This window comes from Stenotrophomonas sp. S4 (assembly GCF_054187805.2).
Genome location: NZ_CM196188.1, coordinates 2,571,936 through 2,585,145 on the forward strand (window position 1 = coordinate 2,571,936; position 13,210 = coordinate 2,585,145).

Consider the following 13,210-nt stretch of genomic DNA (forward strand, 5'->3'; position numbering starts at 1 on the left):
GAACGGGTGCGCTTTCCTGTTGTGACAACGGCGGGCGCGATCTGCCCACGGCAAACGCCGGTCATCGGCGCGTTCCCTGTTGATGCTGCTGGATCAACAGCGCCGCGCGCAGCACATGCTTGCCGACCAGGCTCTTGGAGATTCCCAGGCGCGCGGCAATCTCGCGTTCGCTCAGGCCCAGGTAGCGGTTGAGCACGAAGCACTCGCGCACCTGCGCCGGCAGCGCGAGGATGGTCTGGGTGATCTCGCGCAGTTGCGCCTGGTCCAGCGCCTGAGCCTCGCCGTCGTGGCCCGCCCCGGCCATGTCGGTGGCGTACTCGGCCATCGCGCGCCGCTCGCGGGCGTCGGCCTGGCTGCGGTTGAGCGCATGGTGATAGGCCATCCGGTACAGATAGCCGCGCGGCTCCAGGATCGGTGGATCACCGGGCACGCTGCTGGCCTTCAGGTACAGGTTCTGCAGGGTGTCCTCGGTACTGGCCGGGTCGAGGTAGCGCGCGATGAAGCGAGACAACGCACGGCGCTCGCGGATCAGCAGCTCGACCAGCGCCAGGGCATTGGGAGACATAGGTGCCAAGGCCGGACCGGGGAATGATGGGCGTGATGGCGACGGTCCGGACGTGGATTGTGGGCTGCGCGGCCGCAGGCGGCAAGCAAAGTCCCGTCACGCGGCACCAGGATCATCCACGCATGGCGTGGATCTACCAGGCGGCTGCGGATCCAGTAGATCCACGCCATGCGTGGATGCGGAGCCTACGGTTCATCCAACGCCTCGAAACGCTCGGCAAGGTAATCGATCAATGCGCGAACCGCCGGCAGCAGCCCACGCCGCGACGGGAACACCGCGTGCACGATGCCGTGCTTCGGCACCCACTCCGGCAGCACCGGCACCAGCGCTCCCCTGTCCAGCTCGTCGGTGATCATCATCCGCGGCAGCATCAACAGCCCGACCCCGGCCACCGCCGCTGCGCGCAGCGCGATCATGTCATCGCTGACCAGCCGCGGGCGGTGATGCACGCTGGCCTGCACGTCGCCCGGCCCGGTGTACTCCCAGACGTGCTGCTGGCTGGGCGAGGCCAGGTCGACGGTCGGCATCATCGCCAGGTCGGCCGGCACCTGCGGCGTGCCCAGCCGCTGCAGCAGCGCCGGGCTGGCACTGGTGCACCACACCCGGCGCGCCAGCACGCGCACCACCAGGTCGCTGTCCTCCAGTGGCGGCGGCCGCACCCTTATCGCTACGTCCACACCCTCGCCCACCACGTCCACGCGGCGGTTGGTGGCGTCCAGCTGCACCGTCACCTGCGGGTACAGGGCCAGGAAGTCGGCCAGCATCGGGCCGATGCGCGCGTGCAGGATCGCGATCGGGCACGCCAGGCGGATCGTGCCGCGCGGCTCGGCGCGTGACATCGCGATGGCTTCTTCGGCTGCTTCAGCCTCGACCAGCATCGCCTTGCAATGGCGGTAGTAGTCCTGGCCGACCTCGGTGACCGAGAAGCGCCGGGTCGAACGCTGGATCAGGCGTACGCCCAGGCGTTCCTCCAGCAGCGCGATGCGCCGGCTCAGTTTCGACTTCGGCATGGCCAGCGCCCGGCCGGCCTGCGAGAAGCCACCGTGCTCGACCACCATGGCGAAATAGAACAGGTCGTTGAGGTCGCAACGGCGGATATCAGCGATGAACACGGGGCGATCTCCTGTGGCGCAAGGCGCGCACCCATTGTTCACCAGATAGGACTATGACGGCAAATATTGGCGTCTACCGACCCTATTGTCGCGGCGATATCGTCTCCCGCAACGAAGAACAGCGGCCGGCAGCCCCGGCCAGGAGATCGCCATGAAGCGTGTCACCGGCACCTACAGCGCCCCCCGCCCGCACTGGGTGGGCGACGGATTCCCCGCCCGCTCGATGTTTTCCTACAACACCCACGGCCAGCACCTGAGCCCGTTCCTGCTGCTGGACTACGCCGGCCCCTACACCTTCGCGCCCAGCGATACGCCGCGTGGCGTCGGCCAGCATCCGCACCGCGGTTTCGAGACGGTCACCATCGTCTATGAGGGCGAGGTCGCCCACCGCGATTCGACCGGGGCCGGCGGCACCATCGGCCCGGGTGACGTGCAGTGGATGACTGCGGCCTCCGGGATCCTCCACGAGGAGTTCCATACGCCGGAATTCAGCAGGCGCGGTGGCACGCTGGACATGGTGCAGCTGTGGGTCAATCTGCCGGCCCGGGACAAGATGGGTGCACCGGGCTACCAGACCCTGCTCGATGCAGACATTCCCTCGGTGGATCTGGCCGACGGCGCCGGACGCGTGCGGGTCATCGCCGGCCGCTTCGACGGCCACGCCGGCCCGGCGCGTACCCACACGCCGATGGATGTCTGGGACATCCGCCTGCAGCAGGGCCACCACGCCGAACTGCCGGTGGCCGATGGCCGCACGCTGGCGCTGGTAGTACTGAAGGGCACGGTCCGGATCAACGGCGGCCAGCCGGTCGGCGAGGCGCAGCTGGTCACCTTCGACCGCAGCGGCGAGGACGTGTTCGTCGACGCCGACAGCGACGCCACCGTGCTGCTGCTCAGCGGTGAGCCGATCGACGAGCCGGTGGTGGGCTATGGCCCCTTCGTGATGAACAGCCAGGCCGAGATCGCGCAGGCGGTCAACGACTTCAACAGCGGCCGCTTCGGCCGGATCGCGTACTGAACACCTCAATGCGGCGGGCTTCGACCCGCCGCAGCCACCGGGCCATCGCCCACTTCCCCAGGAGACTGACCATGAGTACCCCCGCCAACTTCAACGGTACCCGCCCGGTGATCGATCCGGACAACGCCGCGATGCTGCTGATCGACCACCAGAGCGGCCTGTTCCAGACCATCGGTGACCTGCCGTTCACCAGCGTGCGCGCCCACGCCACCGCGCTTGCCAGGATGGCCACGCTGGCAAAGATGCCAGTGATCACCACCGCCTCTGTCCCGCAGGGCCCGAACGGGCCGCTGATCCCGGAGATCCACGACGCAGCCCCGCATGCCCAGTACGTGGCGCGCAAGGGTGAGATCAACGCCTGGGACAACCCGGAATTCGTTGCTGCGGTGAAGGCCACCGGCCGCAGGCAGCTGATCATTGCCGGCACCATCACCAGCGTGTGCATGGCCTTCCCGTCGATCGCCGCCGTCGCCGATGGCTACCAGGTGTTCGCGGTGATCGATGCCTCGGGCACCTATTCGAAGATGGCCGAAGAGATCACCCTGGCCCGCGTGGTGCAGGCCGGCGTGGTACCGATGGACACCGCTGCGGTGGCCTCGGAGATCCAGCGCACCTGGAACCGCGACGATGCCCAGCAGTGGGCCGAGGTCTACACGAAGATCTTCCCGAACTACCAGTTGCTGATCGAAAGCTACCTGAAGGCGCAGGACGTGCAGAAGAACCAGGAGCAGCTGGATTCGCAGCGCAGCTGAGCTGCCCCCGGGTGCCAGCCCGCTGTCGGCACTCCTTTCAACCGGAGACCCATCATGTCCAGTGAACCGATCCGAGACCCGGCCAGCGATCATCTGCTGACGCCGCAGAATTCCACCTTCATCATCATCGACTACCAGCCGGTGCAGGTGAACTCCATCGCCTCGATGGACCGCCAGCTGCTGGTCAACAACATCGTCGGCACCGCCAGGGCCGCTGTGGCTTACGGTCTGCCGATCGTGCATTCGACGGTGAACGTCAAGACCGGCCTGAACAAGCCGCCGATTCCACAGCTGCGCAAGGTGCTGGGCGACTACCCCACCTACGACCGCACCACCATCAACTCCTGGGAGGACGTCGAGTTCCGCAGGGCGGTGGAAGCCACCGGCCGCCGCAAGCTGATCATGACCGCGCTGTGGACCGAGGCGTGCCTGACCTTCCCGGCCCTGGATGCGTTGAAGGAAGGCTATGAGGTGTATGTGGTGGTCGACGCCGTGGGCGGTACCTCGCTGGCGGCGCATGACGCGGCACTGCGCCGCATCGAACAGGCCGGTGGCCAGCTGATCAGCGTGCCGCAGCTGTTCTGCGAGCTGCAGCGCGACTGGGCGCGTTCGGAAACGGTCCCCGCGTTCATGAACCTCTTCATTGAAACCGGGGGTACGGCGGGCATCCAGTTCTCGTACGATCGTACCGAGTGAATTCGTGGCGGCGCAGGCAGGTAGCCCGCGCCGTCTTTTGAAGCAGTCGAGCATGGCTCGACTCTACAGTTGGGTTGGTCGAGCATGGCTCGACTCTACAGATTGCAGGAGACCCTGATGGCCTACGCACGCATTGTTTCAACCGGCGACAACTACCTGCACCACATCAGCAATGGCGGCTTTGATGTGGATGCGGACGAGCCGGCATCGTTGGGCGGCCAGGGCAAGGGCTTCGCCCCGTTCGATCTGTACCTGGCCTCGCTGGCGGCCTGCACCGCCATCACCCTGCGCATGTATGCACAGCGCAAGGGCTGGGAACTGGGCGAGTTCCATGCCGAGCTGCGTTCGGAACGTGATGAGGATGGACGCTTCCACGTGCACCGCGTGCTGCATGCCAGCGCCGAGCTGAGCGATGCGCAGTGGCAGCGGTTGCTGGAGGTGGTGGAAAAGACCCCGGTGACGCTGGTGATGCGCGAAGGTGCACGCATCACCAGTGAGCGCGGGGTAGCAGCGTAACCCCATCCACGCGTGGCGTGGATCTACTGTAGAGCCACGCCCATGTTCAGCTCCTGGGCTGGAAGCCGGGCATGAGCCCGGCTCTACCGAAGGCTCAGCGCCGTGAATGCAGCACGGTGCGCTGGCGCATCGCGTTGAATTCCTGCTCCACCTGCTGGATGTCCTCGGCCTGGAACCCGGCCGCATCCAGCAGCTGGTCGGCGGCAGCCGCCGCCAGCGGATCATCGTCACGCTGGCGCCAGCAGCGCGCCGGCAGGAAATAGCCCACTTCGCTGCGCCCGCGCATGATCACCACCGGCCGGCCCGCATACAGCAGGAACTCGGCCAGGTGCTGGCGCAGGCCCTCCACTGAAACATAGGCCGGTCCAACACCCAGCATCTGGCTGGACGGTTCGGGACTCTCGAACAGCTTGCGACGGCTCATCCACTCCTCCTTTTGAACAACGCGTGGTCTCCTTTCCTTAGACGGGCGCATCGCTGCGCCCCCGCCACGTACTACGTGATCCGCATCACGCCGGCCACTCAGAACCCGGTATTGAACTCCAGCTGGAACACGTCGATCGACAGCGGTGCACCGGACACTTCCTTGGCCGCCATCCACTTGCCGCTGATCCAGCTGCGCGCATCCAGCGCATAGGCACCACCCACGTAGTAGCCGCGGGCGTTGGTGCCGCCGAGGTGGAAGTTCGGGTCGTTGTAGGCATCGGGCAGCGCGTCGGCCTCGATGTGCTTGTAGCCCAGCAGCGCCTGCCACTGGCCCTTCTCCTTCAGCTCGGTGGCACCGAAGGTGGCCTGCACCATCCACGCGGTGTCGCCGCTGCGGAAGGTATCGATGCTGGCGGTGCCACCGGCGCCGTAGTTGTTGACGATGCCGTTGTTGGCACGATTGAACATGGCCTGCTTGTCGTAGGCCAGGTTGCGGATGTAGTCGCCATCCAGGCGCAGGCCGACGCCCTGGGCCAGCTGCGTATCCCAGCGCAGGTTGAACGTGGCCAGGCGGAACGCCGAGGCCAGGCCGACATACTGCGGGGTGGGCGTGTTGGCCGGGTCCAGCGGATTGCGCGCGATGTCGCGGATCAGCATCAGGGTGTTGCCCTTCTGCATGAACGCCGGGCGCGACCAGTCGGTGTCGCAGCCCACCGCACCCGCATACAGTGCGCACGGCGAGGACAGGCGGCCGCTGATGTTCTTGAAGTCGTAGTAACCCAGCGCCGCGCGCAGCGCGTTGTCGTCGTTGAAGCGCCAGTTCACGCCCACCTGCGCACCGGACAGCCACTTGTTCTCGTTCGGGGTCTTGACCCGGCTCTGGCTGGGCGAACTGTCGGAGGTGTATTCCAGCGGCACCACCGCGAGGTTACCGAACAGGTCGAGGTCGCCACCGTCGAAGTCATAATTGAGGTTGGCGGCCAGGCCATCGAAGTTGAGGTCGTTGGAGAACAGCGTGTCGCTGGTCCAGAACGGATTGCCGAAGCGGCCGCCACGCACCGTCACCCAGTCTGCCGGGCTGTAGGCCAGCCAGGCCTGGTCCAGCCACACGTCCTTCTTGCTCAGGCCGCCACCCAGCTGCTCGGTGGTCGACACCGGGCCATTGCTGCTGCCGCTGGCCAGGCGCACGCCGGCCGTGGTGTGCTGCCCGATCATCGCCTCGATGCCGAGGCGGGCGCGGATGCGCCACAGGTTGCGGCGGTCCTGGCGGGTGTTCAGCAGCGGCGGCAGCTGCAGGTTGGTGTTGGTGTTGGTGTCGAAACCGTTGCCGGAATTGATCGACGACCAGTTGCTCACGATGTCGCTGTTGCGTTCGGAGAAGAAGCGCGACTCGCTGCGCACGCGCATGTCACCGGTGACCTTGATGCGCTTGGTCCATTCGGCCACTTCGTTCGGTGCCGCCCAGCCTTCGGACTTGGCCTGCGCCATCACGTCCTGGCGCACTTCGTCACGGATACCGTCGCGCACGCTCTGCGGCACGTACGGCACGCGCACGTCACCAGCCTCCAGGGCCACGCCACCGCTGGCGGCGGCGCTGCCCGTGGCTGCAGTGCGCTGTGCGGCCGCTGCTTCGGCCTCGGCTTGTACCAGCAGCGCCTGCCCGTCTTCGGGTTTCAGTGCGCCGCTGGCGATCAGGCCCTTGATCAGCTTGACCATGGTGGTTTCGGCGGCCATCGCACCGGCCGGGGCGGCCAGGCTGAGCAGCACGGCGCAGCACAGCAGCGCCCGTCGGGCCGGCCGCGGGCGGCGGGAGTCGGTTCGTGCGCGGACGTGGTCGTTCATCACGGTTCTCATCGAAAGAAGGGAAATCACGGAGGTCGGGAATCAGGCCCCGGGCCGGCGGCCCTGGATCAGGACGCGGGCGGGGAAATCAAGCGACGGCGGCGGTGCCTGGTCGACCTTGCCGATGCGACGCAGGGCATCGAGCACGGCCGCGTCGGCCTCCTCGTTGCCACTGCCGCGTACCAGCTCGACCTTCTCCAGACGGCCATCGCTGGCCAGCCATACGTTCACCTGCAGCTGGAATGCCAGGCGCTTGACCTTGTCGTCGCGCGAGATCGCCTGCTGCATCAGGTAGCCCAGGTAGCGACCGTAGGTGGCGTTGCCAGCACCACCACGGCCGACGCCGGATGAACCGCCGCCACTGCCGGACTGGATGCCGAAGTTGTCTCCGCCGGCCTGCGCATCGGCATTCATCGTCACCGGATCGCTGTTATCCGGTGTCGGCGTCGGCTCTTCGGCCGGCGTCGGCTGATCCAGCGGCTCCGGTTCGGGCAGCGTCTCTTCCGGCGGCGTCTCCGGCTCCGGTGGTTTTTCCGGGGGCGGCGGGGGCGGCGGCGGAGGGGGTGGCAGCGCCAGCATCGGCGGCTGCACCACCGGCCGGCGGGTGCTGGCGGTGTCCTTGAACAGCAGCCACCACAGTGCGACGCCGAGCACCAGCAACGCGACCAGCACCAGCGCGACGGTCACCAGCAACGCGCGACCGCGCATGCCGGGCTCCGGTCGAGGGGGTTGATGGGCCGTCATGCCTCAGCCCTGCGCCTTGCCGGTGACCAGGCCCACCTGGGCCAGCTCCAGGCGCCGCAGCAGGTCCAGCACCTCGACCACGCGGGCATACTGCACCTGCGCGTCACCGCGCACGATCACCGGGAAATCCGGCGTGGTCGCGCGTTCGGTACGCAGCCGGTCTTCCAGCTCGGCCATCGTCACCGGGTAGGCATCCAGGAACACCTGGCCACTGGGGTCGATGGTGATCGCCTTGGTCTTCGGCTTCTCCAGCGCGACACTGTTGCTGGCCTTCGGCAGGTTGACCTCGATGCCGGGAATGGAGGCGTTGCTGGTCAGGATGAAGATCACCAGCACCACCAGCAGCACGTCGACGAAGGGCGTCACGTTGATGCCCTTCTCGCGCTTCTTGATGCCGAACTTCGCCTTCTGGCCCATGGCGCGCCCCTCAGCCCTGGACCGCGGCCGGGCCGCGCCCGTCCTGCTCTTCGGCCAGGCGCGCGGCGAACTCGTCGATGAACACCGCCATGTCCGCACCGATCGCTTCGGCACGCGCACCCAGGTAGTTGTAGCCGAACAGTGCCGGGATCGCGACGCCGAGGCCGGCAGCCGTACACAGCAGCGCCGCGGCCATGCCTGGCGCCACCGAGTTGATGTCCACCGCGCCGGCCATCGCCGCCACCACGAACACCAGCATGATGCCGATCACGGTGCCGAACAGGCCCACATACGGCGCACCTTCGATGGTGGTCGACAGCCAGTTCATGCGTCGCGCCATCGCTTCCTGCTCGCGCACCATCACCGCATCCATCGAGGCGCGGATCGCGGCGATGGTGGCGCCACTCAGGTAGCCACTGTTGCCGTCGCGCTGGTGGCGCTGCTGCATTTCATCGATGGCCACCTGGTAGATGCGCCACAACGACCCATCGTGCATGGCGGTCGGTGCCTTGCCCTGGCGATCCATGTCCGACAGGGTGCGCAGCGGCACGCCGGACAGCTTGCCGAAGCTCTCGGTGAATACCGCATTGGCCTTGCTGGTGCGGCCGAAGTGGCGGCTCTTGGCGATCATGATCGCCCACGACAGCAGCATCATCAGGCCGAGGATGGCGACCACCACCCAGGCATCGAACGGCATCGCCTTGAGGATGAAGGCGAAGTGGCTCTGGCCAGCCGACTGCTCGTCGGCACCGTAGCTGATCAGGCGCGAATCGGCGCCCTGCGCGGTGGCATCCGCCAGCAGCAGCGCCGCCGGGCGTGCCACCCGCGAGACGCGCAGCTCATCCAGCGCACCTTCGAAGTTGGCCAGCGGCTGCGCCGCACCCGGGGCATCGGCGCCGACCACCGGCGCCGTGCTCAGCGCCGGCAGCTCGCCACTCAGCCGGGCCACCACACGGCCGTTGAGGTACAACTGCAACGCGCCCTTCTCCGCCGTCAGCGCGACGTGCGCCCACTGCCCTTCCGGAATCGGCTGCGCAGGCGTACTGCGCTGGCCGTTGAGCTGCACGAACGGAACCCGGTTTTCGATACCCAGCACCAGCTCGGACGTGCCATCACGACGGGCGTAGATCGCCTGCGCGGCAGTGTTGCCGCCCGGCTTGATCCAGGCCGAAACGGTGAGCGGCGCACCCGCTTCCTGCGCCAGCGACGCGCTGGCGGGCAGTGGCAGCGGGCCCGCACCCAGCTGCACGCCACGACCGATCACCGCGCCCTCGGACGGCGGCACGACGGCACCGGCGTTGTTGCCGTAAGCGGTAGTGTCGCGCGCCGGCGCATTGGCCTCGGCAAAGTGGTAGACCAGCGTGTAATCCGGATCGAACACCTGCTGGCCGTTGCCGCTGGCCGGTGCCTTCTCATTGCCGTAGTACATCCAGATCGTCTGCGGCGCGGCGGCGCTGACTGCCGGCACGTCCACCCAGACCAGGGCCAGGCCCAGCTTGGGATCGAACTGTTCGATCTGATGGGCCAGCACGGTGCGGCCATCGCCCGACACGAAACGCAGGTCATTGCCCGCGTCCTGGGTACCGTCGAACCCGAAGTTGCCGGTATGCAGGCGCAGCAGCAGCGGCGTGCGGCCCGGGTCACCGGCCAGGCCCGCGCCCTGGGGGCCGGCGTCGACAGTGATCGGCTTGCGGTACTTCCATTCGGCCTGCCACCAATTGGCATCGGCCGCAGCAGCAGGCAACGCAACCAGCGCGGCCAGCAGCAGCAACACTCGGGAAAGCAAACGGTCCATGCGAAGGGTCTCCGGAGAACGCATGTTCAAGGGAAGGGTCAGTAACTGGTGCTGATGTTGAAATGCAGGCGCGGGTCGTCCTTGCGCGTGACCGGGCCATCGGCATAGGGCCAGGCGTAGTCCAGGCGCAGCTGCAGGTGCTCGCCCAGGCGCAGCTGCGCGCCCAGGCCGACCGAGGCCAGGTTGTACTTGTCACGCTGTTCGGGCAGTGGCTGGCGCAGGCGCAGGTAGGCGGCGTCTGCAAAGCTGTAGACGCGCAGATCAGTGCCGCTCCACAGCGACCACGCCGGGGTGCGCCATTCCAGGCTGGCCAGGCCGCCGTAGTCGCCGATCGCCTCGGCCGACAGATAGCCGCGCACGGTGTACATGCCACCGGCGGCGAACTGCTCGGCCGACACCAGCGGCGCGTCGGTCACCTGCAGCGAGCCACGCGCGTACCACTGCCAGTCGTTGCCGAAGGTATGGGTGTTGGCCACGTCGGCCTTGAAGGCCACGAAGCTCGGGTCGGCCCAATAGCGCTTCTGGCCGAAGGCGGTGGCGTCGCTGCCGTAGCCGAACAGGCGGCGGGTGCCGGCCACCAGCTGGGTATTGATGCTCAGCTGATCCTGTTCGCCCTGGCGCACGCCCACGAAGGCCAGCGTGATCGGCGCGTACTTCAACGGTGTCTTCAGGCTGTCCTTGCCCATCTGGGTGTCTTCCTCGGTGTCCTTGAAATCCACACCAAGGCTGAGCTGGCGCCACCACTGGCTGCTGCCGGCAAGGCGATAGTTGAGCTTGAGGCCGATCGAGTGACCGTTGCCGATCACGTTGGTACCGGTGCCGGTACCCACCTGCCCACCCGCGTTCAGCACGCGGCTGTCGGACTTGTAGCCGGACGCTTCCAGACTCCACGGCGTGCCTTCGAACGGCATCGTGTACGAGGCCGAGAACACCTTGGCCTGCTTCGTGTCTTCCGGCGCCAGGTACACGCCGATGTTGGCGCTGTGCCCACGCTTCCACAGGTTGTCGTAGGCCAGCGATGCACTCAGGCGCAGCTTCTCGGTGTCGGCGCTGTGGTCGTTGTTGAGCGCCGCACTGGCGCGCCACGGCGACTTCTCCTCGACCTGCAGGTCCACATCCATCGTGCCCGGCACCTGGCCTTCGCGCACCAGGGGCATCACCTGGCGACGTCCGCCTTCATTGAGCGCGGTCAGTTCCTTCTGCGCCTGGTCGAAATCAGGCACCCTGCCCTCGGCGAGCGCCGGCACGCGTTCGCGGATGCGTTCGGGCGACTCGTGGCGGGTGCCGACCACGCGCAGCTGGCCGATCGGCGTCTGCTGCACCTTCAGCAGCACCACGCCACCACTGACCTGCTGCTCGGGAAGCTCGACGTAGACCGACTGGTAGCCGGCCTGCTGGTAGAGCGCATGGACCGCATCGCGCGCCTTCTCGACATCGGCCAGGGTCTTGCCCGGGCCGAGGAACGGCTCCACCGCGCGTTCGATCTGGCGCGGATCGAGCACGGTGTTGCCGCGCACGATGTATTCATTGATGTTCACGCTGGGCGCAGGCGCCGCCTCCTGCGCGAACAATGGCAGCGGCATCGCGGCCAGGGCCAGCACCAGCGGATGCAGGCGCAGCGGAAGGCGGACGGCTCGGCACGGAACAGGAGTCATCGAAGGCATCGCGTCGTATCGAAGGGAGTGGCCAGGGAGCGGCGCGTGGGTCTACCAACAGGACGTGCACGTCGCGTCAAAACCGCCAACAGTTTTGTGACAGCACTGTCATCTTTTGACAGCGCCGGAACATTCGCGGGCGGAGACTGCCCTCGCCACACGTCTTCATTGCAGAGCGTCGGTTGTCGCAGGAGATTCGAGATGAGTGAGCCGTTGAAGGCGGGCGTTCGCCCTGCCCTCGCCCTTGCCTTGTTGCTGGCGTTGCCATCGGCCTGGGCCGACGAGGCGAAGAAGCAGGACGATGCCGCGCCGTGCATCGAAGTACAGGTCAACGGCGAGCGCATCCCCGCCTGGGAGTGCCTGCAACGCAAACTGGCCCCGGTGCCGAAATCGGCGAAGTCACCGGCGCTGCCTGAAGCCGAACGCCTGATGCGGCAGCCCGGCAACCAGCTGATGCAGTACAACCTGGAGGGCACGCGACAGCGCATGGGTGATGCCTTCGGGCAGTCGGTGGTGCCGCAGCGACCGGCGCGCTGAACCGGCGCAGCTGTAGAGCCTGGCCCGCGCTCAGCAGGTTTCTGTAGAGTCGAGCCATGCTCGACTGTTCTTCCAGACGCAGCCGGGCGTGGGCTCGGCGCTACGGAGCGCCACCCTGCGGAACGGCCGGCACGATGCCATCGCTCGGTACCGGCGGCAGCGCGGGCACCGGCAGGCTGCGCGATTGCCCCGCCTGGTTCAGTTCCACCGCGTTGGCGCTGATGCTGGCCAGCACCGTACAGGGCCCCAACCGCTGGCCCGGCGCGTAGGCTTCGGCAGGACGACCATCCACCGAAAGCAGCGCCAGCGGCGCGTGGTCGCCGGCCATCACGCCCAGCACGACCACCTCGGTCTGCACCGCACCAGGCGACAGCAGCCGCACCAGCGGCAGGCTGGCCACCGCATCGAACAGGGGGCGTGCAGGTGCCTCCGCGTGCGTTTCGCTGGCCGCCGCCGTGGGCGCCACCGCAGACAGGGTCACGCCCCAATAGGCCACCACGGCCAGCAGCAGGGTTGCCGCCAGTAGCGTCAGTATGCGATTGCGATCCCAGCGTCTGCCATCCATGTTCCGCACCATCGCCACGTTCGTGTCTGCCCACGCTAGCAGCTGCCGCTGACGTTTTTGTTTCATCATGCAGGCCTACGCTGGCAGGCATCGACCCGGACAGGAGGCAACGTCGATGCAGCACGTGCCGCGTGGTTTCACCCTGCTGGAACTGATGGTGGTGCTGGTGATCATCGGCATCTGCACGGCGGGCATCGGCCTGGGCCTGGGCAGCCTGCTCGACCCCGCGCGCCAGCTGCGGCAGGAAGGCGAGCGACTGGCGCAGCGCCTGCAGGTGGCGCGCGACGAGGCCCGCATCGATGGCCGCCCCCTGCGCTGGCAGGCCGACGCCGCCGGCTACCGGTTCAGCCGCCGCGAGGGTGCCCGTTGGGTCGATGTGCAGCGCGACGACCTGCTGCGCCCCCAGCCCTGGCAACCGGCGGGCATCGTGGTGCAGCCGGCCACGCCGATTGAACTGAGCCCGGAGTGGATCGGCGTGGCATGGGAACTGACGTTGTCGTTGCAGGGCCGCCAGCTGCGTCTTCGTGATGATGGCAGCGGACAGTTGCAGGTCGTGCAGTGAAGCGGAAC

General features: G+C 67.4%; 15 protein-coding genes. 6 read left to right on the forward strand and 9 right to left on the reverse strand.

Features of this window, described 5'->3' with window-relative positions; translation table 11 throughout:
- Positions 1-61: 61 nt before the first annotated feature.
- A complete protein-coding gene (locus ACUZUJ_RS12055; protein WP_119006356.1) occupies positions 62-565 on the reverse strand; it encodes an RNA polymerase sigma factor in 504 nt (167 codons plus the stop codon).
- A gap of 185 nt (positions 566-750) precedes the next feature.
- A complete protein-coding gene (locus tag ACUZUJ_RS12060) occupies positions 751-1,677 on the reverse strand; it encodes a LysR family transcriptional regulator (RefSeq protein WP_049444718.1) in 927 nt (308 codons plus the stop codon).
- Between the two features lie 151 nt (positions 1,678-1,828).
- On the opposite strand from ACUZUJ_RS12060, the gene ACUZUJ_RS12065 reads away from it, so the two are divergent.
- The 4 genes from ACUZUJ_RS12065 to ACUZUJ_RS12080 all read left to right on the forward strand — a co-directional run bounded on the left by ACUZUJ_RS12065 (position 1,829) and on the right by ACUZUJ_RS12080 (position 4,659).
- Positions 1,829-2,695, forward strand: coding sequence for a pirin family protein (locus tag ACUZUJ_RS12065; RefSeq protein ID WP_049444720.1), 867 nt, complete (start codon positions 1,829-1,831; stop codon positions 2,693-2,695).
- A 71-nt stretch (positions 2,696-2,766) separates the two neighbouring features.
- Positions 2,767-3,447, forward strand: a complete 681-nt coding sequence (locus ACUZUJ_RS12070) for a hydrolase (protein ID WP_049444722.1) — start codon at positions 2,767-2,769, stop codon at positions 3,445-3,447.
- 54 nt (positions 3,448-3,501) lie between these two features.
- A complete protein-coding gene (locus ACUZUJ_RS12075; protein WP_119006357.1) occupies positions 3,502-4,143 on the forward strand; it encodes a hydrolase in 642 nt (213 codons plus the stop codon).
- Positions 4,144-4,260: 117 nt separating this feature from the next.
- On the forward strand, positions 4,261-4,659 hold the full coding sequence (locus tag ACUZUJ_RS12080; RefSeq protein WP_049444727.1) for an OsmC family protein: 399 nt from the start codon (positions 4,261-4,263) through the stop codon (positions 4,657-4,659).
- 94 nt (positions 4,660-4,753) lie between these two features.
- On the opposite strand, the gene ACUZUJ_RS12085 is transcribed toward ACUZUJ_RS12080, so the two are convergent.
- The 6 genes from ACUZUJ_RS12085 to ACUZUJ_RS12110 all read right to left on the reverse strand — a co-directional run bounded on the left by ACUZUJ_RS12085 (position 4,754) and on the right by ACUZUJ_RS12110 (position 11,538).
- Entirely contained in the window at positions 4,754-5,083 is a 330-nt protein-coding gene (locus ACUZUJ_RS12085) for a hypothetical protein (protein ID WP_005409871.1), read from the reverse strand.
- 98 nt (positions 5,084-5,181) lie between these two features.
- Entirely contained in the window at positions 5,182-6,927 is a 1,746-nt protein-coding gene (locus tag ACUZUJ_RS12090) for a putative porin (RefSeq protein ID WP_458220058.1), read from the reverse strand.
- Between the two features lie 42 nt (positions 6,928-6,969).
- The gene (tolA, locus tag ACUZUJ_RS12095; protein ID WP_458220059.1) at positions 6,970-7,635 is read right to left on the reverse strand and encodes a cell envelope integrity protein TolA; all 666 of its coding nucleotides are present in this window, start codon (positions 7,633-7,635) and stop codon (positions 6,970-6,972) included.
- A gap of 39 nt (positions 7,636-7,674) precedes the next feature.
- On the reverse strand, positions 7,675-8,088 hold the full coding sequence (locus ACUZUJ_RS12100) for an ExbD/TolR family protein (RefSeq protein WP_005409874.1): 414 nt from the start codon (positions 8,086-8,088) through the stop codon (positions 7,675-7,677).
- 10 nt (positions 8,089-8,098) lie between these two features.
- Positions 8,099-9,883 (reverse strand): DUF2341 domain-containing protein, encoded by a 1,785-nt coding sequence (locus tag ACUZUJ_RS12105; RefSeq protein ID WP_101765574.1) that lies wholly within the window; start codon positions 9,881-9,883, stop codon positions 8,099-8,101.
- A 38-nt stretch (positions 9,884-9,921) separates the two neighbouring features.
- Entirely contained in the window at positions 9,922-11,538 is a 1,617-nt protein-coding gene (locus ACUZUJ_RS12110) for a ShlB/FhaC/HecB family hemolysin secretion/activation protein (protein WP_049444735.1), read from the reverse strand.
- A gap of 201 nt (positions 11,539-11,739) precedes the next feature.
- Here ACUZUJ_RS12110 and ACUZUJ_RS12115 point away from each other — a divergent pair, with 201 nt between their 5' ends.
- Positions 11,740-12,075 carry a hypothetical protein gene (locus tag ACUZUJ_RS12115; protein WP_049444737.1) on the forward strand — a complete coding sequence of 112 codons (336 nt, stop codon included), beginning with the start codon at positions 11,740-11,742 and terminating at the stop codon, positions 12,073-12,075.
- Positions 12,076-12,175: 100 nt separating this feature from the next.
- Here ACUZUJ_RS12115 and ACUZUJ_RS12120 read toward each other — a convergent pair whose 3' ends face one another.
- Positions 12,176-12,652 (reverse strand): hypothetical protein, encoded by a 477-nt coding sequence (locus tag ACUZUJ_RS12120; protein ID WP_458220060.1) that lies wholly within the window; start codon positions 12,650-12,652, stop codon positions 12,176-12,178.
- 103 nt (positions 12,653-12,755) lie between these two features.
- Between ACUZUJ_RS12120 and gspH the strand changes: the two genes are divergently transcribed.
- Positions 12,756-13,202: a type II secretion system minor pseudopilin GspH gene (gspH, locus tag ACUZUJ_RS12125; RefSeq protein WP_458220061.1), complete on the forward strand. Its 447-nt coding sequence runs from the start codon at positions 12,756-12,758 to the stop codon at positions 13,200-13,202.
- Positions 13,203-13,210 lie beyond the last annotated feature (8 nt).